This window comes from Oceanidesulfovibrio marinus (genome assembly GCF_013085545.1).
In the GTDB taxonomy this organism is placed as follows: Bacteria; Desulfobacterota; Desulfovibrionia; order Desulfovibrionales; family Desulfovibrionaceae; genus Oceanidesulfovibrio; species Oceanidesulfovibrio marinus.
This window is the reverse complement of the sequence record NZ_CP039543.1, coordinates 532,753-555,360: the sequence shown is the minus strand read 5'-3', so window position 1 is coordinate 555,360 and position 22,608 is coordinate 532,753. Positions and strand designations below refer to the sequence as shown.

The following is a 22,608-nucleotide window of genomic DNA, read 5'->3' as shown; positions in this document are numbered from 1 at the left end:
GTACACGGCCCTTTTCCTACGTCAGACCGCCCGGATAAGCACATACTGTGCGAGATCGCGCAGAAAATCGACCCAGTCCGGTTCCACGCCGGTCAGACGCTCCAACGCATGCAACGCCTGCTGCGTGGCCTCTTCGGCCAGCTCGCGGCTCCGCTCCAGACCCACCAGGCTCACGTATGTGGTCTTGCCCTTGTCGCGGTCGCTGCCCACTGGCTTGCCCAGGGATTTTTCATCCCCCACCTCGTCCAGAATATCATCCACAATCTGGAACGCGCGGCCCAGATGCGCGCCGTACTCCTTGGCAAGGCGCCGCTGCACCCCGCCGCTGCAGGCCAGCACGGCCCCGGCCTCGCACGAGGCGCGGATGAGCGCGCCGGTCTTCATGGAGTGCATGGTCCTGAGCTGATCGAGCGTGACCGGATCACCCTCCTCGGCCAGCACGCGGCCGGTGTACTCCATATCCAGCACCTGGCCGCCCACCATGCCCTCGGCTCCGGCGGCGCGCGCCATTACGGCCACAGCCTCCAGCACCTGGGCCGGCTCGGACTGGGCGCGCGTCATGAACAAAAACGCCTCGGTCAGCAGCCCGTCCCCGGCCAGAATCGCCGTGGCCTCGCCGAACTGCTTGTGGTTGGAGGGCTTGCCCCGGCGCATGTCGTCGTCATCCATGGCCGGCAGGTCGTCGTGGATCAAAGAGTAGGTATGGATGCACTCGATGGCCGCGGCAAAGGGCAGCGCCCTGGCCCGTTCCAGACCGCAGAGCTCGGCCCAGGCCAGACAGAGGCACGGCCGCAGACGCTTGCCTCCGGCCATGAGGCTGTACGCCATGGACTCGCGCAGCGCGTCCGGAATATCCCGGTCCGCCATGCACGAGGCCAGAAACGCTTCGACATGTATGGACAGATCGCGCAGCGCATCTTTAACGCGGGCGGCGATATCGTCACTCATTCCTTCATCTCCCTGCCGAGCAGCGATTGCTGCTCCGGCTCGTCGTCACCCAGCGGCTTGGGGTCCGGCCCAGCCATGTCGGCGACGTCCTCCCTGGAAAGCGTCTCGATCTCGTGCCGGGCCTCGGCCAGACGCTTGCGGCACGACTTTGCCAGCCCCATGCCCTCGCGGAACAGAGACACGCTCTCCTCCAGCGGCAGCTCGCCGGTCTCCAGCTTGCCCACCACTTCCTTGAGCCGTTCCAGCTCGCTCTCAAAATTCGCTTCGCCTGCGCGTTGCTCGCTCATGGCGTATCTCCTTCAAAGTTCTTGGGCAGCACCACGCCGCACGCTGGCTGCATCAGCGGCATGGGGTCCACGGCCGCGCCCAGAATGCTGAGCCCGAAGTGCAGATGCGGCCCTGTGACCCGGCCGGAGCTGCCCACGCGGCCGATGACCTCGCCCGGCATCACCCGCTGTCCCTCGCGGATCATGATGTCCGACAGATGAAAGTACATGCTGATCACGCCCTGGCCATGATCCACAAAAACAGAACGGCCTGCAAAGAAATGTTCGCCGGTCAGGATGACGCGGCCTTCCCAGCAGGCGTGCACCGACGTGCCATACTTGCCGCGCATATCCACCCCGCCATGCTGCTGCCTGGGCTCGCCGTTGATGAACCGCTTCATGCCGAAGACGCCGGACACCTCGCCCGGCACGGGCCGGCGCATGGGGCATTCCCAGTAGCGTTCGTTGGTGAAAGTGGCCAGCGCAGCCTGGATATCGGCCCTCTCGCTGATGGTCCGCGCCAGGTCATCGGCCGAAAGGTGGCTGTACTTGCGCGGCAGGGAGAGCTTCTGCACCGGAAAATCGCCGGGAATGCGGAGTATGGTGGGCGTGAACGTGTAGACTTCCTCGTACCCGCGCACGCGTATCGTGAGCGGAAAGAGCTCCGAGTGCGGCGGGTCGTCGCGGGAGACAAGCCCCACGCCCAGCAGCACCTGGGCCATGAACCCATGCGCCCCACTGCCTGTTTCGCGCACGGCCTGGGTGCGGATGGTCCGGCCCTCCCACAGGCACTCGATGTCCGGCATGGGGTACGGCGAACGGATGGTCACCATGAACGCCTCGCCTTCGGTCACGTGGTCCTGCACATAGAGGGACACTGGTCCGAGGCTCTGCTGCAACGCCGCGGCGTTGCGCACGGTGCCGGCCATACAAAGCGCCGCGCAGGCCAGGACCAGAATGACGATGGGGCGGTTGCGGCTCATGCCTCGTCCTCCGGCTCTGTGCCGTATGCTGCGGGCAGTCCCTCGCCGGGCCGCACCTGTTGCGCCGTGGCGTCCACGGCGCCGTCGCGGAAAATGATCTCCAGACAGTTCCCGGCCTGCACATCCCCGGCCGCGCGGATAAAGCGCCCGCCATCCTGTTCCGTAGCCCGCACCAGGGCGAAACCCCGATTCAGCGGCGCCGTGGGGTCGGCCCCGGCCAGCCGGGCTTCCAGACTGTTGATAACGGCGGCGCAGTGCCCCAGGGCATAGGTCCCGCCACGCGAAAGGCGGTCGGCCAAGCCGTCTACCAAGTACTCCAGCCGCTCCACGCGCTCCTGGCCGTTGGCGCGGAACAGGCGGTCCTCGATGCGGCAAAGCTGCGCGTCGATGCGCTGCGGGATCAGCGCCCCGGCGGTCTGCAGCCTGTTGAGGAGGCTGGAAAGCCTCTGCTCCCGCTCAGCCAGACGCGAGGCCGGCGAGAGCCAGGCCAGACCGCGCTCCTGCTGCGCCAGCGTGGTTTCCAGGCTGTCCATGCGGCGGGTGATCGCACCCAGCAGCCGGAACTCCAGCTCGTCCGTCTCCTGCATGAGCTGCGCGCGCTCCGGCCAGAGCAGCTGCGCCGCATGAGACGGCGTTGCTGCGCGTACGTCGGCAATCATGTCCGCAATGGAGTGGTCCACCTCGTGTCCTACGCCGGCCAGCACCGGAATGGGCGATTCGTACACGGCGCGGGCGACTTCTTCCGTATTAAAGGCCCAGAGGTCCTCCAGGGAGCCGCCGCCACGGATGAGCACCACGACCTGGGCGAAGCGCTGGCGTCCGGCCGCGCGGATGGCGCGGGCCAGGGCTTTCGGCGCTTCCTCGCCCTGCACAGGGCTGGCGTACACGCGGATACGCGCCGGCAGGCCGCGCTTGGCTGCCAGAGTGGTGAAGTCTGCGTAGGCCGCGCTGTCCGGCGCGGTGATCAAGGCAATGCGGGTGGGACGGGCCGGCAGCGGCCGCTTGCGATCCTGGTCGAACCAGCCGCGCGCGGCAAACTTCTTCTTGAGCGCCTCGAAGCGGAGATGCAGTTCCCCCAGGCCCACGGGCTGCACGAGCTCGGCCCGCAGCTGATACACTCCCCGCGGCGGGTAGACATTGATCATGCCACCCACGAGAATTTCCTGGCCGTTCTCCAGGCCGTCGGCCAGCTCGGCGGCGGAGACGCCTTCCTCTACGATCTCGCCGGTAAGCTGGTCCACCCCGTCATCGGCCCCGCGCTGGGAGCCGCGGAACCAGACCACATTGATCAGCGCGTCGTTGTCCTTGAGCGCGAAGTAGAGATGGCCGGAGGACGGCCGCGAGAGGTTCGAGACCTGCCCCCGCACCCAGAGGAACGGGAACTCGGTCTCCAGCAGGTTCTTGACCCGGTCGGTTATCTCGCGGACCGTGAATATGTGCATGGGAAACCAGCTCCCCAAGAAATCCGGTGCATTATGCGACTCTGAACAGCGGCCATCCGCCTCGCCCTTAAAACGGCATACACCATAACAGGCGGACAGCGTAGAAGAAAGGGCGCGCCGAAAGTCTGTTCACAAAGGCCATTGCGCCGGGCTCTTCAACAAACACGCCGGCAAGCGCACGGGGAAGCTCCGGGAGGATGCGCGCTGTGACTACCCACAGCTCGGGCACACTCCGGAACCACCAGCGAGCGCCGCCGGCGTCAATAAAACAGCCTGCTACAGGGCCCAGCCGTCCAGCACGCGGCTGCGGAACTCGTCAAAGGCCTGCTCGAAGTTGTCCACGGCAAGCTCGGTTTTCTCGCCGGTGCGGCGGTCCTTGGCCTCCACCACGCCGCGGGCCAGGGCCTTGCCGCCCACCACGAGCTGGATGGGGAAGCCTACGAGGTCCGCGTCCTTGAACTTCACGCCGGGCCTTTCATTACGGTCATCCAGCAGCACCTCCACACCCTTGGCCGAGAGCAGCTGGTACAGCTCCTCGGACTTGGCCACAACAGCCTCGTCCTTGGCGCCCAGGGTGAGCAGCGCGACCTCGTACGGCGCGATGGACGGCGGGAACACGATGCCGAACTCGTCATTGTTCTGCTCGATGGCCGCGGCCAGGATGCGCGAGACGCCGATGCCGTAACAGCCCATGATCATGAGCTGTTCCTTGCCGCCCTCGTCCAGGAAGGTGGCGCCCATGGCCTCGCTGTACTTGGTGCCCAGCTTGAAGACGTGGCCCACCTCGATGCCGCGGGGCATCTCGATGGGGCCGCCGCACGCCGGGCAGGGATCGGTCAGGGTCACGGTGCGCAGGTCCGCGCTGCCGGTCAGCTTCACGTCGCGGTCGATGTCCAGATGGCGCACGTGGGCGTCGTCCTTGTTGGCTCCGGCCACCCAGTTGGTGCTGCGCAGCACCTCCTCGTCGGCGTAGATGCGCTCCACGCCCAGAAGGCCCACGGGACCGGCAAAACCGACTGCCGCGCCCGTCCACTTCGTGACCTGCTCGGGACTTGCCAGCTCCAGGCTGGTCGCGCCGATGAGGTTCTTCAGCTTGATCTCGTTGAGCTCGCGATCGCCGCGCAGGAGCACTGCCACCGCCTCGCCGTCGGCATCGTAAAGCAGCGTCTTGAGGATCTGCTCCTCGTGCACGCCCAGGAAGTTCGCCACCGCAGCCACGGTGTGCGTGCCCGGAGTCGAGACCTCTTCCAGCGGCGGGCACTCGCCCTTCTCGCATATCTCGCCAGCGTAGCGGACCTCGGCCTTCTCCAGGTTGGCCGCATACTCGCAGCGGGTGCAGGTCACGATAGTGTCCTCGCCGGTCAGGGCCAGGACCATGAACTCGTGCGAGAAGGAGCCGCCGATGGCGCCGGAGTCCGCCTGCACGGCGCGGAAGCGCAGGCCCAGGCGGGTGAAAGCGCGGTTGTACGCCTCGTACATGGAGGCATAGCTGGCGTCGGCGCCGGGCATGTCCTTATCAAAGGAGTAGGCATCCTTCATAATGAACTCGCGGCCGCGCATCAGGCCGAAGCGGGGGCGAATCTCGTCGCGGAACTTGGTCTGCACCTGGTAGAGGTTCAGCGGCAGCTGGCGGTAGGAGCGCACCTCGCCGCGCACCAGGTCGGTAACGACCTCCTCATGCGTGGGTCCCAGGCAGTAGTCGCGGCCGTGGCGGTCGTTGATGCGCATAAGCTCCGGCCCATAGGCCTCCCACCGGCCGCTCTCCTTCCAGAGGTCGCCGGGCTGGACCATGGGCATGACGATTTCCTGGGCGCCGGCGGCGTTCATCTCATCGCGGATGATCTGGGCGATCTTGTCCAGGCTGCGCCTTCCCAGGGGGAGATAGGTGTAAATGCCGGACGTGAGCTTGCGGATCATGCCGGCGCGTACCAGGAGCTTGTGGCTGATGACCTCGGCGTCGGCCGGGGCCTCTTTGAGAGTCGGCATGTAAAGAGCGGAAAGACGCATCAGGATTCTCCCCTGCGGTGTGCGAGAAAGGCGTCCAGCTCCTCCATGAACGCGGGCAGGAGATTCTCCCGGCCACGGACTGTGCGGACCACTTCGCCTTTCTTGAAAATTATTCCCTTGTTCCGGCCGCCGGCGATGCCGATGTCGGCTTCTTTCGCCTCGCCGGGTCCGTTGACCACGCAACCCATGACCGCCACGGTGAACACCTCGTCCACGGTCCTGAGTCTCGCCTCAACCTCTTCTGCCAGAGGTATGAGATCTATTTCCGTCCGCCCGCATGTGGGGCAGGATATAATCTCGGGTCCGCGCTCGCCCAGGCCCAGGCTGCGCAGAATCTGCCAGGCCACGCCCACCTCGGCCACCGGGTCGTGCGTCAGGGAGACACGCAGGGTATCGCCCACGCCCTCGTACAGCAGCACGCCCAGGCCCACGGCGGACTTCACCGAACCGGACAGCAGCGTGCCGGCCTCGGTCACGCCAATGTGCAGCGGGTAGTCCACCCGCTCGGCCAGAATGCGGTAGGCGGCCACGGTATGTGTGACCGACGACGACTTGAGCGAGATCTTGGTCTCATAAAAACCGCGCTTCTCCAGCATGGCCACGTGCTTCAGCGCGGACTCCACCATGGCCTCGGGCGTGGGGCCGCCAAACTTCGCCAGCAGCTCCTTTTCCACGGAGCCGGAGTTGACGCCGATGCGGATGGCCGCATCTGCCGCCTTGGCCGCGCTGACCACGGCGTCCACCTTGGCCTCGTTGCCGATGTTGCCGGGGTTGATGCGCAGGCCTTGCACGCCGGCTTCCAGCGCCGCCAGGGCCAGCTTGTGGTCGAAGTGGATATCCGCGATGATCGGCACAGGCGATGCCTCGCGGATGGATCGCAATGCTTCCGAAGCCTTCATGTCCGGCACGGCGCAGCGCACCAGAGCCGCGCCTGCGTCGGCCAGGGCCGCTATCTGGGCAATGGTCGTTTCCGCATCGCGCGTGTCCGTGTTGGTCATGGACTGCACGACCACGGGATGATCCCCGCCCAGGGGCACGTCGCCCACGTGGATGGTGCGCGTCTGCCGCCGTTGCGGGCGGTAGGGATCAACCATACTCGGCTGATGCTCTGAATGCTGTGTCATGGATGTCGTTCGCCTCGGTGGACCTCGCCTTACGTTATTTCATCGCCCAAGAAAAGGGTCTGGTGCAAGGCCCGCCGCACGGGCTGTTCATGTTTTTTATGTGCAGGACCTTAAGGAAGCCGCCGGAGTGTCGATACAAAAGAACAAGCACGGTGGAAAAGCGCGCCCGACATGGATGTCTGGCGCATATTCGGCAAGGAGCGCACACCAATGCAAATCGTCTTTCGCATCATTCTCATATTTATCTGCGCCATGGGCCTGGCCCTGACGGCTGTGGCCTCTTTCGCACAGTCCGGCGCCCAGCCCGTGCCGGCGGACGGCCCCTATGTAGAGGGTCCCCTGCCTGTAGAATCGGTAGGCGGCACGCCCGCGCCGCCGGCGGCCGACTCCGAGACAGCCGTCCCGGTGCGCCACCAGTTTCTGGACCAGGGCGCGACCATGAGCGTGGGCAAGGCGGAGAAAGGCGTGGTGGATGGCCAGGACACGCACATCCTGCCCATGGAGGACATGTACTCCGGCATGCTGGTGCCGGACGGCCGCGGCGGCTATGTATGGATGGGACCACGGCAGCCCATGGTGCCGCAGGACCCGAACAACGTGGCCGCGCGGGAGCTCAAGCTGATCGTCAAGGAGCTGGCCGACCAGCTGGCCGAGGGGCCCATCGCCCCGGGCGTGACAGCCACCATGGCCCTGCCCACCTCCTTTGTCAGCCAGGACAACTTTGACGAGACATCGTCCTTTGGCCGCTATCTGTCCGAGCAGATGATGTACGAGTTTGCCCGGCGCGGTTACCAGGTGAACGAGTACCGCCTCGACTCGGCCATCAACTCCCGCCCCGGCCAGGGCGACTTCCTGCTTTCCCGCCGGGTACCCGGCCCCACGCGCCAGCGCCGCGGCGTTGCCATCCTGGTGGGCACCTACTACTCCGACCACTACAACGTCTTTGTCAACGCTAGGCTGGTGGAAGCTACCACGGGCCGCGTCCTGCGCGCCGGCAACGTGGTCTTCCCGCAGACAATGATCTCCAAGCAGATGCTGGCCAACACCACGCGCACGCTGGAGCAGGCGTTCGTCAGCGTGAAGGACTACGACACCATGGTGGGCCAATCCCGGCTCACCGACATCGACAAAGGTTTCGACGTACGCTGAGGCCCGACATGCGCATACCCACCAGCATACTCATCACGGTGCTCATGATCCTGTGGGCCCTGTCCATAGCCGGCTGCGATGGCGTCTACCGGCAACCGGCCAACGCCGAGGTGGCGTCCGTACCCTACAACGAGCAGAGCCTGTGGAACCTCTACCGCGCCCGGGATTACATGGCCCAGGGCCGGTACGAGATCGCCCGCGAACATCTGGCCCTTGCCCGCTCCTCGGCGCGGACCCAGGAAATGCAACAACTGCTTGACCGCGAGATGGCCTCTGTAAACGCCGCCATCCGCAGCCGCCGCTAGCCCGCGGCGCAGATAAGGAGACGCGCCATGCGCCGCACCACAACCCCGGCCATCGTTCTTTCCCTGCTACTTCTGCTGATCTTTGCCGGCCCGGCCATGGGCGCCCGGCTGCCACGCATGGCCCAGGCCCTGGCCGAGGACCTCAACCAGCAGATGGCCGAGAAGCTGGGCCAGTCCGCCCTGGGCAACAACGGCCCCACCCTTGTCGTGACCACGCCCGTGAACCTGAACGACCTGGAGACGGCGTCGCCGCTTTCCCGGCTGCTGGCCGAGGAGCTGGCCATGCAGTTCACCAAGACCGGCTACCGCGTGCAGGAGATTCGCAAGGGCGTGTCCGTGCTGTTCAAACCGCAGACCGGCGAGCTGATGCTGACGCGGCGGGTGTTCCTGCTGGGCGAACGCGCCGTGCAGTCCGCCCTGGTGCTCATCGGCACGTACACGACCACCACGCAGAACGTGCGCTTCAACATCCGGCTGGTGCACGCCGCCAGCAACGAGGTGCTGGCCATGTCGAGCATGAGCCTGCCGCTGGACAGCGAGGCCCGGCAGCTCATGGGTGACGCCGAAATGAGCAGCAACGCCGGCATTGCTCCCACGGTGTACACGCAGTTCACCAGGGACGCGATGATGGCCGCCCACTGAGGCGCCAGACTACGCTCCATTCTGACAGAAGACGCCAATCCAAAGCGCCGCCGGCATGTCCGACGGCGCTTTTTTTCGTTGCGGCGTGCGCTATCGCACAGAATGGGGGTGATTTTTCGATGAGCCATCGACAGCGCGATTGAATTCAACTTGCAGAACGATTGAACTCCATTTATACAATAAACTTATGTTCAGAGCTGCCCTGGCCGGCCGGCAGCAGACAGGAGTCCCTCACCCTCTAACCTGCCCGGGAGCCGCCATGATTCAAAACGCAGTCAATGAACTCATCATCCGGCCCTGCACCCTGAATGACGCCGAGGGCATTATCGAGGTCTGGCGCGCGTGCGGCCTGCTTGCGCCGCAAAACGATCCCTGGAAGGACATCCGGACAAAGCTGCGTTTGAACGACGGGCTCTTTCTCGTGGCGCTTTCGGAGAACGAGGGCGTGTACAAGGTGGTGGGGACGATCATGGGCGGCTACGACGGTCACCGCGGCTGGATATACTACCTGGCCGTGCTGCCGGAACGCCAGCGCACCGGCCTGGGCAGAAAGCTGCTGGGCTGCATCAAGGAGAAGCTCCAGGCCATGGGCTGCCCCAAAATCAACCTCCAGATCCGCGAGACCAATATCCAATGCCGCGGCTTCTACGAGTCCCTGGGGTTCACGAGGGATGCGGTCGTGAGCTACGGGAAAAGGTTGGATGGGTGATGCCCGCCGGGGCCAGCCGTCCCTTCCTTACTCTTTTTCCGCCACAAGGTCGGTGCTCAGATCCTTGCGCGCCGGCCAGCTCTCACACTCTCCGAAATCCATGGGCGCAACACCGGACCGCTGAAACAGATACGCGGCTGTGACTTCCGATACCTGCTCGTCCTTTTGTATGCGGATCTGCTCGGCCAGGCATGTCGCATTGCCCCTGGCGTGAAATCGCCACGTCGTGTCGATGCACTCGTGGGTCAAGCCGACGGCCTCCCACGCCGCATCAGTTTCAAAATACTCTGCCTGATGCAGTATCACGGGCTCCCAGCCGTCAAACTGGATGATGGACCACGTTCCGCCGTCCCATCCACCCCAGCGGGCATGGGTGTCGGCCAGGACCTCGGAGACGCCGTCCCCATTGAAGTCTTCGACGTGGAACTTCCTGATTATTCTCTGGACCTCTCGGGCTTCCTGCGTATCCGGGCGCACAAGCAGCGTGCTCGCCTTTGCGTTCCTGCCGCGATCCTCGAACACCGCTCCCACGAGGTAGGCTGTTTCACCGCTCCTGAGATGGACCATCTGGAAGGCATCGTCATCCAGGCGCACGGTCTCGTTCGAAGCAGCGGCAAACCACTGGTGTGCATTGTTCAGCACCGTATCCTTGACCGAAGCCGGATCATTGGCGCACGCAGCAGCGAAAAGCAGGCAGGACACAGCCAGCAAGGCACGCGTCTTCATAAGAATACCCTTTTGGCACGATGATTATGCCCCCCCATGAGAAGGGCGCCGATTCTTAAGAAATCTGAACACCTTTCTCATGCCTCGTGGAACTGCCGCCGGCAACACATGGCAGGCCGATTTCACAGAACTCATACACGGGGCCGGCAAATGAAACGTCAACGTAAAAAGCGGGACCCCCATCTCGGGAGCCCCGCTTTGTTGCGTTGTGTATGCGGATCAATCAGTCCGTGGTCGAATTCGTGGCTCGCGTAACCCTTAGTGCTGGTGGTTGTTGGCCGCCGGCTGCTCCTCGGGCCCCTATACTGCTGTCGGCAAGACGGCCATGTTTCCGGGTGTTTTCTCACCGGCTCCTCGCCCTACTGTTTTCGCATCGAGAACAACGAGCATGAGGGGCTAAAGGATGACCGTAAAAAGTTCGTATGAACCGTTATTGACTGCTACGGATAAACAGATTTATGAAGTAAATCCACTGGCCCAATGGGTCTGGCGAGCCAGCCCGGGCGCGTGCATCGACTGCGTGGCCCGCGACGGCAGAAAGTACTTCATCCTGATGCCATAAAGCTGAAACGGCCGCATCCCAACTGCAAGTGCACTCTGCAACCTGTGAAAGCAACAGCCTCAAACACAAGGAAGGTCAACAACGGCAGGGAGCAAAACCATCTGCACTCAGTTTCGATGGGCTCGGATACTGTCGGCATAAAAGATGCCGGAAAACTGTTACACGAATTGTACGGCCCAAAGGAGAAGGATTACTGGCATTCAACACCTATGGAAACATGGCTTGGCTATGAATCACCATTTTTGGTTAAGGGCTTGCAGAAGAAGGTGCGGCGCACGTTAAAACAGAAAGCAATAGATTATGAGGATTGCTCAAATTGGTCAACTCAATTCAAAGCAATGGCAGAGTCATATTCCTATTGGGATGCGTTTATTGATGGCTATCGATATGGATCTAATGCTCACAGCAAGGTAATTCAACGAATTGAAAATAACATTACTGCTAGTGATTGCGACTCCAATAACTAAACATTCTAGGCATAGGTTTAAGATGATGCACAAAAATTTATTTATAAAAAATACATTTATCCCAATATACCTGTCAATATACGCGTTAAAAATAGTGCTACAAGTAATTTACATTCCTCATAGGGTGCTCACAACAAGTACCGCTTTCATTGCCGTGTCTATACTCGGATTTTTGTCTATCAAAAATTTCCGATTGGCAACAATTCTGCTGTCAATCCTCATCACCCTGAGCAGCGTATACAACGTCATAGGCATAATCATCCTGGCACAGCATGGTATCACGACCAGAATGTTTGGCTACACGTTTGGAACAACGTTCATGCTTATTTCAACAATATTCATGAACATGTTCTTCCTCATCGGCACTATACGCTTGTGGAAGCAGTATGTACAGAGATAGTAGTCACCTGACACTCCGCCCCTGGCGGGGTGATGGCTACGCTGCTTCTTCTTTTTCTACCTCTGCTTCGTCGATTACGATGCCGTCCAGGAACGCTTGGTAGGGCACTCGGCCGTCCATGCCGCGGCCCTGATGGGTGCGTTCCCGGTTGTAGTGGTTCAGGTAACTGTCCAGATCCTCTTGCATTTCCTCCACCGATTCGTACCACTTCTCGCGGCCCTTGATGCGGAAATGCTCGTCGAGCAATGTCCGATGCAACCGCTCCACAAAGCCGTTGCTCTGCGGCCGGCGAACCTGCGTTGTCCGGTGCTCAATCCCTTCTAATTGCAAGAACAATTCGTACGGATGCTTGTCCGGGCGACCGCAGAACTCGCGACCGTTGTCCGAGAGAATCGTCGAAATGCGCGCGCCGTGCTCCTCGAAAAACGGCAGCACGTCCTCGTTGAGCACGTGGACCGCGGTCACTGGCAGCTTGGTGGTGTAGAGCCGGCCCCAGGCGTAGCGGCTATGACAATCGATAACCGACTGCAAATACACGCGTCCGACCCCCTTGAGCGTGCCCACGAAGAAGGTGTCCACGGCCACGAGGTCGCCGGTGTGGCGCGTCTCGATGTGTCGGTCGCGGAACTCGGGGCTGAAGCGCTCCAGAACGCGAATCTGCTCGTCCGAGAGTTCGAGGCGCTGCGCCCGCACGCTCTTCTCCAGCCGTAGCAGTCGCTCGTGTCGGGTGAGCAAGCCGTGCCGGCTCCAGACGCCGCGGACACCGCCGGAGCTGACCTGGACGCCTTGCAGGACAAGCTGTTGGGCGACGCGGAGCGGCCCGTGCGTGGGGTGAGCCAAGCAGTAGTCGAGGATGGCCTGCTCGACAGCCTCGTCGACGCGGTTGGGGTGCGGGCCTCGCGGCCCGGGCAGGCGGTCCAATAGACCTTCGGCGCCGAAGGTCTGGTAGTTGCGCCGGATCTCGTAGAACTGCTGCCTGGAATAGCCCATGATTTTGCACGCTTTGCTGACGTTGCCCAATTCAGTGGCCAGCTCTAGCAGACTCATCTTCCTTCGTGCTACTTTGCGTTTCGTGGTCATGGCGTTCTCCTCGAAAGGGTTCGTGAAGCTTCGCAACTCCATCGATACCCAGCCAGGGACGGCATGACCACAACCTTTTGGTGGCCCAGGTGTCAGGTTATATCCATCTCAGTTCAAGCAGTAGACACCTCCCTTGCTCCCCCTCCCAATCCCATACAAAAAGCGGGACCCCCTTCCTGGGAGTCCCGCTTTGTTGCGTTGTGTGAGTCACCCGGACCGTACGGCCCAGATCAATCTCGATGCTTAGTGCTGGTGGTTGTTGGCCGCCGGTTGCTCCTCGGGCTTGTAGCCCTTGAGCAGGGTCTTGGCCACGGGCTCGCACTCGTCCTCGCTGAACAGGCCGTCGTGGCCGCCGATGAGCGCGTGCTCCAGCACCTGGTCCATGTGCTCCACCTCCACGATCTCCAGGCCCTTGAGGATATCGTCGGGCACTTCCTTGAGATCCTTGGCGTTGTCCGCCGGAATGAGCACCTTGGTTATCAGCCCGCGGTGGGCCGCCAGGAGCTTCTCGCGCAGGCCGCCGATGGGCAGCACCCGGCCGCGCAGGGTAATCTCGCCGGTCATGGCCAGATCGTTGCGCACCGGCACGTTCATCAGCGCGGACACCAGCGTGGTGGCCAGGGTGATGCCGGCCGAGGGGCCGTCCTTGGGCACGGCGCCTTCCGGAACGTGGATGTGGATGTCCACGGACTTGTGGAAGTTGGGCCGCAGGCCAAAGAGGTGCGAGCGGGAACGCACGTAGGAGAGCGCCGCGCGGGCCGACTCCTGCATCACGTCGCCGAGCTTGCCGGTGATCTCCACCTTGCCCTCGCCGGGCATGAGGGTGGTTTCCACAACCAGCAGCTCGCCGCCCAGCTCGGTGTAGGCCAGGCCGGTGGTCACGCCCACTGCCGGCTCGTCTTCCTTCTCGCCGTGGCGGTGCTGCGGCACGCCCAGGTAGGTGGGGATGGACTGGGTGGAGACGTGCACGGTCTTCTCCATGTCATCCTCTTCCACCAGCTTCATGGCCACCTTGCGGCAGACCGCGGCGATCTCGCGTTCCAGGTTACGCACGCCGGCCTCCCGGGTGTAGCGCCGGATCATCTCCAGCACCGCGTTGTCCGAGAGCTGCAGGTTCTGCTCCTTCAGGCCGTTGGCCTCAAGCTGCTTGGGCACCAGGAACTGCTTGGCGATGTGCTTCTTCTCCACCTCCAGGTAGCCGGGCAGCCGGATGATCTCCATGCGGTCCTGCAGCGGCAGGGGGATGGAGTGCAGCGTGTTGGCCGTGGTGATGAAGAATATCTTGGACAGGTCGTAGTCCATGTCCAGATAGTGGTCGTTGAAGGTATAGTTCTGCTCGGGGTCCAGCACCTCCAGCAGCGCCGCCGAGGGATCGCCGCGGAAGTCCATGGACATCTTGTCGATCTCGTCCAGGCAGAAGAGCGGGTTGTTGTACTGCACGCGCTTGAGCGACTGGATGATCTTGCCCGGCAGAGCGCCCACGTAGGTGCGTCGGTGGCCGCGGATCTCGGCCTCGTCGCGCACGCCGCCCAGGGAGAGCCGCACGAAGTCGCGGCCCGTGGCGCGGGCGATGGACTTGGCCAGCGAGGTCTTGCCCACGCCGGGAGGACCCACCAGGCAGAGGATGGGGCCCTTCATGGAGTCCACCAGCTTCTGCACGGCCAGGAACTCCAGAATGCGCTCCTTGGGCTTGTCCAGGGCGTAGTGGTCGTCGTCCAGGATCTTGCGCGCCTCGTCCAGGTCGATGTTGGTCGCCTTGAGCTCGTCCCACGGCAGGTCCAGAATCCAGTCCACGTAGTTGCGGACCACGGTGTACTCGGCCGAGGACGGCGGCATGGTCTTGAGCTTCTTGACCTCTTTGAGCGCCTTTTCCCGGGCGTCCTCCGGCATGTTCTTGGACTTGAGCTTCTCTTCGAGCTCGGCCATCTCCACGGCCGGGTCGTCCTCGCGGCCCATCTCCTTGGAGATCGCCTTCATCTGCTCGTTGAGGTAGTAGTCGCGCTGGTTGCGCTCCATCTGGTTCTTCACGCGCGACTTGATCTTCTTCTCCAGCGAAGTGATCTCGATCTCGCCCTGCAGCAGGCCGAAAGCCTCTTCGAGCCGGGTCAGCGGGTCGAAAATCTCCAGGACCTCCTGCTTCTTGGGGTACTCCACCTTGAGGTGGGGCATGACCGCGTCGGCGAGCTTGCCGGGATGGGTCAGCGCAGACATGGCCGAGATGGTCTCGGGCGCGACCTTCTTGTTGATCTTGCCGTACTCTTCCAGGGACTCGTTGACCGCGCGGATGATGGCGCGGGACTCGGTCTCGTTGAAGTCGGGCTCGAAGACCTCGCGCACGCGGGCCATGGGGAACTCCGGCTCCAGAACCGCATTGTCGAACACGGGGTTCCAGCGGGCGCGGTGCAGACCCTCGAAAAGAACCTTGATGGTGCCGTCGGGCAGCCGCAGAAGCTGCAGGATCTTGGAGACCGTGCCGATCTCGAAGAGATCCTTGGCCTCGGGCTTTTCGATCTCGGGCTCACGCTGAGCCACAAGGAATATCTTCTTGTCGTAGTTGGCGAGCGCGTTCTCGATCGCCTTGATGGAAGCCTCCCGACCCACGAACAGAGGGACGATGGAGCGAGGGAACATGACGACCTCGCGCAGGGACATGAGCGGAAGGCGCAGCTCGTCACCGCCGATGTCGTCATAAATGCTTTCGAATTCAGCCATGTAAAAAACTCCTCGAGAGGTTGTTCGTTGCGTCGACTCCCGCGCGGATGCGCGAGAATCACGTCAGTATCCTCTAGAGTAAAACGCTGTGCGGTGTTGTCAACGCGGCCGGGAGGGATTGTGCCGGTGCGGCGCGCGTCGCCGGATCGCAGATCGCGCTTTCAAAGAGCTGACGTACCGGCGGACTCGCCACCGGGGAGACAGGCGGAGCGGACCTTCCTGCGAATGGTCCGGCAGGCGCGGCGCCGGAAACTGCCCCGGCGCCGGCCCTTCCGCCGAATATCACAGCCGGTTCTAGGAACCGGTCTTCTTGGCTTCCTGCTCCTGCTGCTTGTAGATCAGCAGGGGCTCCATGCCCTTCTCCACCACGCCCTTGTTGATGACGCACTCCTTGACCCCGGAGAGCGACGGCAGGGAGTACATGATGTCGAGCATGATGTTTTCCATGACGTTGCGCAGGCCGCGGGCGCCGGTCTTGCGCTCGATGGCCTTGTGCGCAATGGCGCGCATGGCGTTCTGGGTGAAGCGCAGCTTGATCTTATCGAGCTCGAACAGCTTCTGGTACTGCTTGGTCAGCGCGTTCTTGGGCTCGGTCAGGATGCGCACCAGGTCGTCCTCGCCCAGCTCCTCCACGTGGGTGACCACGGGAATGCGGCCCACGAACTCGGGAATCAGCCCGAACTTGTTGAGGTCCACGGGGTGGATCTCGGAGTAGATGGCTGAGAGGTCGTCCTCGGCCTTGCGCTTGAGCTGCGCGGAGAAGCCGAGGGAGCTGCCCGAAAGCCGCTGCTCGATGATCTTCTCCAGGCCGATGAAGGCGCCGCCCATAATGAACAGGATGTTCGAGGTATCGAGGCGGATGAACTCCTGCTGGGGGTGCTTGCGGCCGCCCTTGGGCGGGATGTTGGCCTCGGTGCCCTCGATGATCTTGAGCAGTGCCTGCTGCACGCCTTCGCCCGAAACGTCGCGAGTGATGGAGGGGCTGTCGCCCTTGCGCGCCACCTTGTCGATCTCGTCGATGTAGATGATGCCGCGCGAGGCGGACTCGATGTCGTAGTCCGCGTTCTGCAACAGCTGCACGAGGATGTTCTCCACGTCCTCGCCCACGTAGCCGGCCTCGGTCAGCGTGGTGGCGTCCACAATGGCGAAGGGCACGTTGAGCACGCGCGCCAGGGTCTTGGCCAGCAGCGTCTTGCCGCAGCCCGTAGGGCCGACGAGGAGGATGTTGGACTTTTCCAGCTCCACATCGTCCGCCGCGGCCTGGGAGGAGAAGAAGACCCGCTTGTAGTGGTTGTGCACCGCCACGGCGAGTATCTTCTTGGCCTGGGTCTGGCCGATAACGTACTCTTCCAGCTTGTTCTTGATCTCCTCCGGCGAGAGGAGACGGCCTTCTTCGAGGTCCTCGTTGATGTTCTCCTGCGCAATGATCTCGTTGCACAAGGAGACGCACTCGTCGCAGATATAGACGTCCGGCCCTGCGATGAGGCGCTGCACCTCGTCCTGGCCCTTGCCGCAGAATGAGCACTGAAGCTCGGAAGGCATGGTGCCTTTATTCGACATAACGCAATGATCCTTGTTCTACACGGGTCATGTGTAACTTTAGCTCTTCATATCCTGACGGGACTCCAGGATCTCGTCCACCAGGCCGTACTCCACGGCCTCCTTGGCGCCCATAAAGTTGTCGCGATCCGTGTCCTTGGACACCTTTTCGATATCCTGCCCCGTGTGCTTGGACATGATATGATTCAGAGAGTCCTTGAGGCGCAGAATTTCGCGCGCCTGGATGTCCACGTCCGTGGCCTGGCCGGAGAAGCCGCCCATGGGCTGGTGGATCATGATCCGGCTGTGGGGCAGGGTGTAGCGCATGCCCTTCTCACCGGCGCAGAGCAGCAGCGCAGCCATGGACGCGGCCTGACCCAGACAGAGCGTGGCCACCGGCGCAGAGATGTACTGCATGGTGTCGTAGATGGCCATGCCGGCCGTCACCACGCCGCCCGGGGAGTTGATATACAGATTGATCTCTTTCTCCGGGTTCTCGGACTCCAGAAAGAGAAGCTGTGCACAGATAAGGCTCGCGATCTGATCGTCAATGGGCGTGCCCAGCAGAATGATCCGATCCTTGAGCAGACGGGAGTAGATATCGTAGGCACGCTCGGTGCGGCCCGTCGTCTCGATGACGATAGGCACGGAAGCCCAGCTCATATTTTTGCTCCTTGGTTACGGAATTGTTTCGGCAATTGTATACGATACATTAGGTCTCCCGCAAACCATACGCAAGAGGCATTTCAGGCGTCCATAGAAAAATTCTAAACATTACGCCATTGCCTCCTGCGCTCCAGAAAACGCAGAAAGGGGAACAGCCTGCTTCAAGGCCGCTCCCCTTCGATAAATCCGGAATGGGCTCAGGAGCGAGTGCGGCTCCGGCCGGTCCTACTCTTCTTCAGACTCGGCAGAACCCTCGGCCTCGGGAGCTTCGCCCCCCTCCTCGTCCTTCTTCGGAGGCACTTTGGTGACGGCGGCCTTGGAATACAGGAGCTCCATGGCCTTGTCGGCGAGCAGCTTGTCGCGAACAACCCAGATGAGGTTGTTTTCCATGTAGAGCTGCTTGAGCTGGTTGTAGTCCTCGCCGCTGCGGGAGGCCATCTGGCGGAAGTAGAAGTCGATCTCCTGCTCGGAGACCTGCATCTCTTCCTTGTGGGCCAGGGTCAGCAGGAAGATCTCGCTGCGGGAGAGCTCCTCGGCGTGGGGCTTCACCTCTTCGCGAAGCTCCTCAACGGTCTTGCCCTGAGACTCCAGGCTCTTGCCCTGCTGCTCCATGCGGTGGCGCTGCTCGTCCACCATGGCGTTGACGTGGCGATCCAGCATGGCGTCCGGAATCTCGAAGTCCACCATCTTCAGCAGCTTGTCCAGGAGCTCCTTCTGCGCCTGGGAGCGGGCGAGCTGGGAGCGGCTCTGCATGTAGGACTTCTCCACGGTCTCCTTCATCTGGTCCACGCTTTCGAAGCCACCGGCCTTCTTGGCGAAGTCGGCGTCCACCTCGGGAAGCTTGCGCTCCTTCACGGCGTGCAGCTTCACCTTCATGGTCACCTTCTTGCCGGCCAGCTCCTCGTTCAGGAAGTCCTCGGGGAAGACCACTTCGCCCTCGCCTTCCTGGTCGGCCTTCAGGCCCTTGACCACGGACTCGAAGTCCACCAGGGCCTGGCCCTCGCCCAGGGGCAGCTCGAAGTTGTCGGCCTTGATGCCCTCGATGGGCTCGCCGTTCTCGTCGTAGGCCTGGAAGTCGATGACGGCGATTTCGCCGTCCTTGGGCGCGCGGTCCTCGCCGATGGGCTGGAGCTCGGCCATCTGGTTGCGGATGCGGTCGATGACGGCCTGCACTTCGTCCGGATCAACCACGGGCTCCTCTTCCTCGACCTCGATGCCCTCGTAGGCGGGCATGGGAAACTCGGGCATGACCTCGAAGTTCAGCGTGTAGGTGTACTCCTCGCCGCGCTTGAGCAGGTCGCCGTCGAAATCGATGCGCGAGACCGGGTTCACCTTCAGCTCGCCCACAATCTCGTTGATGTGCACGTTGACGAGCTCGGTGGTGGCTTCGCTGTAAATCTGCTTGTGGAAGCGGCCCTCCACCACGGATGCAGGCACCTTGCCCTTGCGGAAGCCGTCGATTTTGACGTCACGGCCGTACATGGCGATCGTTGCAGACAACGACGCATCCACTTCCTCGGCCGGCACGGTCACATGGATCAAGCGCTTGACCGGCGAAACTTCCTCGACTTTGTATTCCATCAGAATTCCTCCTCACTCGCCCGGGTCGCTGCCTGCGGGCATTCTCTACAAATCTCGACACGGTCCCGGGCTCTGCCTCGCGGGGAGGTCCACAGCCGCTTGGCGTCGAACAAAATTGGACCGGACGGAAAATATGGCCTGGTGCGAGAGGGGAGACTCGAACTCCCACGGACTAAGCCGCTGGAACCTAAATCCAGTGCGTCTACCAATTCCGCCACTCTCGCGCTCAATAAAACGCATGGTTGCGCATCCCGCTCGCCAAAAGCGCTCGGGAAACGAGGTTCGTTACACGAATATTGCCAAGAAATAAAGCCCGGAGTGCGGGTGTAAAGGTGACGGATTAACCGCTGCCAAACAGGCGACCCCGCCGTGATGTGGCAAAGAGGCGCGTCGCCCCCGGCCCCACAGCCGGATGCCCGACCCGAGGTAGGGAAAATATTCGCGCCCATGGCCGCCATTATCACCACGCCCATGCCCTTAATAGCACAGGCCGACACGCGCTGTTCACATTTTTGCGCCGCCCTTGAACTCGCCTCCGAAAGGCTCTATGAATCGAACTCCATCAAATTCCACCCAAGAATACCCTATGCAACGTCGGCTCTCCATACTGGTTCTGGTCCTGCTGCTTCTGTTCCCGGCTCTCGCCCATGCCCAGCGCAAGGTTTCCGGACCGCGCACCGCCACGCTTTTTGTGGATACGGAGCCGGCCGACGCCCAGGTGCGGTTGCTGGAGATCAAGCCCAAGTTCAAGCAGGGCATCGCCCTGCCCGCCGGCAACTACGTCATTGACGTACGCCGCAAGGGCTACCTCACCCAGTACAAGCAGTTCCGTCTGGCGGACGGCCAGACCCTGCGCGTCAAGGTGACGCTCCAGCGCGACCCGGCCGTGCCCCTGCCCAAGGACGATCCGGCCAACCCGGACGTCCCCGGCAAACTCTTTGTGGACATCGACCCGCAGGACGCCGTCATCCGCATCCTGGACGTCAGCACCAAGTTCAAGCAAGGGGTGGAGCTGCCGGCCAGGACCTACAGTCTGGACGCCAACAAGGACGGTTACGAGACCGCCGTGTTCTCGGCCACAATCAAGCCCGGCGAGGAGACCCGCGTCACGGTCACCATGACCAGGACAGGCGAGGACCCGGCAGCCGACGCTTCGGAGCAGCCGGGCACGCTGGTCGTGGAGGCCTCGCCGCCCGACGCCACCATCGCCGTGGAAGGCGTTGACGCGCCCTACGACTCGGGCATGCAGCTTCCCCCGGGTGAGTACACCGTGGCTGTGGAACGCGAGGGCTACACGCCGGTGAAAAAACGCGTCGCCATACGCCCCGGCAAGGAGACCGACACCCGCGTGGTGCTGGTGGCCGATGTAGAAACCGGTGAGCCTCCGGACAACCTCACCCTGCCCGACAACGCCGGCATCCTGACCGTCAACGTGGAGCCGTCCGACGCCACCCTCACCCTGCACGGCACGGAGCTGCCCTTCACCCAGGGCATGTTCCTGGATCAGGGCGAGTACACCCTGGAAGCCCGGAGGCCCGGCTACACCGCGCAGAACGCCACGGTCGCCATCACTGCCGGCCAGCAGACCACGCTGAACATGGTCCTGGAGGGGGACTCGTCCCTGCCCACGCCTTCGTCCTCGCTGCTGGGCGCGCCCCCGGTAAAGCTCGTTGCCGACGAGGAGGCCGAGGGGCTGGGCGGCAACGGTACGTTGACCCTGGAGACCGACCCCGCGACGAGCGACATCCTTATCCTGAACATCAAGCCCAAGTTCGAGCAGGGCATGGAGCTGTCGCCCGGCAAGTACCGCATCGAAGTCCGCGCCGAGGGCTATGTGAGCCGCCGCGTCCGCGTGGAGGTGCTCAAGGGCCGGGCCACGACCTACCGCGTTGCTCTGGAGCCCGCTGCTCCGCAGGCGACATCCATGAGCAAGGCGCCGCCGGAAAAGGCTGCCCAGGCCAAAGCGCTGCTGGACGAGGCGCAGGAGTATGCCCGCAACGAGCAGAAGCAGACCGCCCTGGAGAAGGCCAGCGAGGCCGTAGCTCTGGACCCCGGCAACCCGGAGGCATTCCGCACCCGCGGCTCCATCCTGCGGACCCTCAAGCGGTTCGACCTTGCCATGGCCGACTACAACCGCGCCATTCAGCTCAACTCGGACGAACCGGTATACTATGTGGAACGCGCCGTGACCCTGGTGGAGATCGGCGACGTGGACTCGGCCTGCTACGACTTCTGGAAGGCGTGCGCCCTGGGCCAGTGCAAGCCCATCACCATGGCCCGCACCGAGGGGGTCTGCCCGTAACACGCCCCCCTGTGGCGGGATGGATCAAAAAAACAGGGCTGTAGCTCATGGCCTGGCCCATTCCAGCTGAAGACGGGGCCTCCGCCCTGTCGCCGCGCACTGCGCGCCCCTAGAAGAACCACAACCGCAGGCCGAGCACGACGGAAAGCTGGCTGATGTCCTCGCCGTCGAAGTTCGCCAGCTTCGCGGTCTCCCCGAGCTTTCTGTTCCAGGACAGGCCGATGTAGGGCGCGTACTGCCGCGCTTCCTCGAACCGCAGCCGCACGCCGAGTTCGAAGTCGTTGAAGCCGGCGCCGATGTTGTATTTCCGCACATCCTGGAACGCCACGTTGGTCTCGAAACGGGGCTGCAATATCCACCGCTGGGTAATCTGGATGTCGTATTCCACTTCCAGCCTAGCGGTTACGTTGCCCTGGTCGCTCAGGTACGCATTGGCTTCCACCTCGAACCAGTACGGCGCCAGTCCCAGAATGCCGAGCGCCGCATACACCCGCTCCGGCTTGGGCTCCACGTCCCAGCGCACGCCCGCACGAATATCCCAGAACTTGGTCACGGCGCGGCCGTAGTACAGCTCCAACATGGCTTCATCCACATGGAGCTGGTTGGGCAATATTGTGCCCTCGCTTTCCAGGTAGAGTTTGTTGTAATCCGTGCCCACCCAGCCCGTGGCGTCCCAGACAAAGGCGCCGGTCCACTCGCGGGACTGGAACTCCAGCCGGTCCACCAGAAGCGTGGCGAAAATCTCGTTGTCATGGATGGGCTGCACGCCAAAATTCGCCTGCGCGCCGCTTTGCGCGTCCTCGGCGTATTTCTGGATACCCTCTCCCGGTTTGGGGTGCGTTTCTATCGGCTTGTAGTCTTCCGGCAGCGCATACGCCTGGGGAAGGGGCGTCTGCTCATCTGTCTTGTCCGGCGTCTCGCCGGCATGGGCGGCCGCGACTATGGCGACCGAACACACGACAAGCAGCACCACGCTGTGCCACAGTTTGTGCATCGTG

19 protein-coding genes and 1 tRNA gene are annotated in these 22,608 nt (G+C 62.7%); 6 read left to right on the top strand and 14 right to left on the bottom strand.

Features of this window, described 5'->3' with window-relative positions; all coding sequences use genetic code 11:
* Positions 1-21 precede the first annotated feature (21 nt).
* From E8L03_RS02525 to ispG, 6 genes are all read right to left on the bottom strand, one after another.
* Complete coding sequence (locus tag E8L03_RS02525; RefSeq protein ID WP_144305586.1) at positions 22-948, bottom strand: polyprenyl synthetase family protein; 927 nt, start codon at positions 946-948, stop codon at positions 22-24.
* Entirely contained in the window at positions 945-1,235 is a 291-nt protein-coding gene (xseB, locus tag E8L03_RS02520) for an exodeoxyribonuclease VII small subunit (RefSeq protein ID WP_144305585.1), read from the bottom strand. The genes E8L03_RS02525 and xseB overlap by 4 nt, the downstream gene beginning before the upstream one ends.
* Positions 1,232-2,197 carry a M23 family metallopeptidase gene (locus tag E8L03_RS02515; protein ID WP_144305584.1) on the bottom strand — a complete coding sequence of 322 codons (966 nt, stop codon included), beginning with the start codon at positions 2,195-2,197 and terminating at the stop codon, positions 1,232-1,234. Before E8L03_RS02515 ends, xseB begins: the two co-directional genes overlap by 4 nt.
* Positions 2,194-3,639, bottom strand: a complete 1,446-nt coding sequence (gene xseA, locus E8L03_RS02510; RefSeq protein ID WP_171266474.1) for an exodeoxyribonuclease VII large subunit — start codon at positions 3,637-3,639, stop codon at positions 2,194-2,196. Before xseA ends, E8L03_RS02515 begins: the two co-directional genes overlap by 4 nt.
* A 276-nt stretch (positions 3,640-3,915) precedes the next feature.
* The gene (locus E8L03_RS02505; protein WP_144305582.1) at positions 3,916-5,646 is read right to left on the bottom strand and encodes a proline--tRNA ligase; all 1,731 of its coding nucleotides are present in this window, start codon (positions 5,644-5,646) and stop codon (positions 3,916-3,918) included.
* Positions 5,646-6,770 carry a flavodoxin-dependent (E)-4-hydroxy-3-methylbut-2-enyl-diphosphate synthase gene (gene ispG / locus E8L03_RS02500; RefSeq protein ID WP_235896599.1) on the bottom strand — a complete coding sequence of 375 codons (1,125 nt, stop codon included), beginning with the start codon at positions 6,768-6,770 and terminating at the stop codon, positions 5,646-5,648. Before ispG ends, E8L03_RS02505 begins: the two co-directional genes overlap by 1 nt.
* A gap of 210 nt (positions 6,771-6,980) precedes the next feature.
* Here ispG and E8L03_RS02495 point away from each other — a divergent pair, with 210 nt between their 5' ends.
* The 4 genes from E8L03_RS02495 (at position 6,981) to E8L03_RS02480 (ending at position 9,575) form a co-directional block, all read left to right on the top strand.
* Positions 6,981-7,919, top strand: a complete 939-nt coding sequence (locus E8L03_RS02495; protein ID WP_144305581.1) for a FlgO family outer membrane protein — start codon at positions 6,981-6,983, stop codon at positions 7,917-7,919.
* An 8-nt stretch (positions 7,920-7,927) separates the two neighbouring features.
* Positions 7,928-8,224 (top strand): hypothetical protein, encoded by a 297-nt coding sequence (locus E8L03_RS02490; protein WP_144305580.1) that lies wholly within the window; start codon positions 7,928-7,930, stop codon positions 8,222-8,224.
* Positions 8,225-8,251: 27 nt separating this feature from the next.
* Complete coding sequence (locus E8L03_RS02485) at positions 8,252-8,866, top strand: FlgO family outer membrane protein (protein ID WP_167512469.1); 615 nt, start codon at positions 8,252-8,254, stop codon at positions 8,864-8,866.
* Between the two features lie 259 nt (positions 8,867-9,125).
* Entirely contained in the window at positions 9,126-9,575 is a 450-nt protein-coding gene (locus tag E8L03_RS02480; protein ID WP_144305579.1) for a GNAT family acetyltransferase, read from the top strand.
* Between the two features lie 27 nt (positions 9,576-9,602).
* On the opposite strand, the gene E8L03_RS02475 is transcribed toward E8L03_RS02480, so the two are convergent.
* Entirely contained in the window at positions 9,603-10,301 is a 699-nt protein-coding gene (locus E8L03_RS02475; protein ID WP_171266473.1) for a hypothetical protein, read from the bottom strand.
* A 480-nt stretch (positions 10,302-10,781) separates the two neighbouring features.
* Here E8L03_RS02475 and E8L03_RS02470 point away from each other — a divergent pair, with 480 nt between their 5' ends.
* Positions 10,782-11,330, top strand: coding sequence for a hypothetical protein (locus tag E8L03_RS02470; protein ID WP_171266472.1), 549 nt, complete (start codon positions 10,782-10,784; stop codon positions 11,328-11,330).
* 436 nt (positions 11,331-11,766) lie between these two features.
* Here the strand turns inward: E8L03_RS02470 and E8L03_RS02465 are convergent, their stop codons facing one another.
* The 6 genes from E8L03_RS02465 to E8L03_RS02440 form a co-directional block, all read right to left on the bottom strand.
* Positions 11,767-12,810: an IS481 family transposase gene (locus E8L03_RS02465; protein ID WP_171266471.1), complete on the bottom strand. Its 1,044-nt coding sequence runs from the start codon at positions 12,808-12,810 to the stop codon at positions 11,767-11,769.
* 243 nt (positions 12,811-13,053) lie between these two features.
* Complete coding sequence (gene lon / locus E8L03_RS02460; RefSeq protein ID WP_171266470.1) at positions 13,054-15,522, bottom strand: endopeptidase La; 2,469 nt, start codon at positions 15,520-15,522, stop codon at positions 13,054-13,056.
* A gap of 294 nt (positions 15,523-15,816) precedes the next feature.
* The gene (gene clpX / locus E8L03_RS02455; RefSeq protein WP_144305575.1) at positions 15,817-17,082 is read right to left on the bottom strand and encodes an ATP-dependent Clp protease ATP-binding subunit ClpX; all 1,266 of its coding nucleotides are present in this window, start codon (positions 17,080-17,082) and stop codon (positions 15,817-15,819) included.
* Between the two features lie 39 nt (positions 17,083-17,121).
* A complete protein-coding gene (clpP, locus tag E8L03_RS02450; protein ID WP_144305574.1) occupies positions 17,122-17,724 on the bottom strand; it encodes an ATP-dependent Clp endopeptidase proteolytic subunit ClpP in 603 nt (200 codons plus the stop codon).
* A 228-nt stretch (positions 17,725-17,952) separates the two neighbouring features.
* The gene (gene tig / locus E8L03_RS02445; RefSeq protein ID WP_144305573.1) at positions 17,953-19,308 is read right to left on the bottom strand and encodes a trigger factor; all 1,356 of its coding nucleotides are present in this window, start codon (positions 19,306-19,308) and stop codon (positions 17,953-17,955) included.
* 139 nt (positions 19,309-19,447) lie between these two features.
* Positions 19,448-19,532, bottom strand: a tRNA-Leu gene (locus E8L03_RS02440).
* Positions 19,533-19,894: 362 nt separating this feature from the next.
* Between E8L03_RS02440 and E8L03_RS02435 the strand changes: the two genes are divergently transcribed.
* Positions 19,895-21,610, top strand: coding sequence for a carboxypeptidase regulatory-like domain-containing protein (locus tag E8L03_RS02435; protein ID WP_171266469.1), 1,716 nt, complete (start codon positions 19,895-19,897; stop codon positions 21,608-21,610).
* A 109-nt stretch (positions 21,611-21,719) separates the two neighbouring features.
* Here the strand turns inward: E8L03_RS02435 and E8L03_RS02430 are convergent, their stop codons facing one another.
* Positions 21,720-22,604 (bottom strand): copper resistance protein B, encoded by an 885-nt coding sequence (locus tag E8L03_RS02430; protein WP_171266468.1) that lies wholly within the window; start codon positions 22,602-22,604, stop codon positions 21,720-21,722.
* Positions 22,605-22,608: the final 4 nt, after the last annotated feature.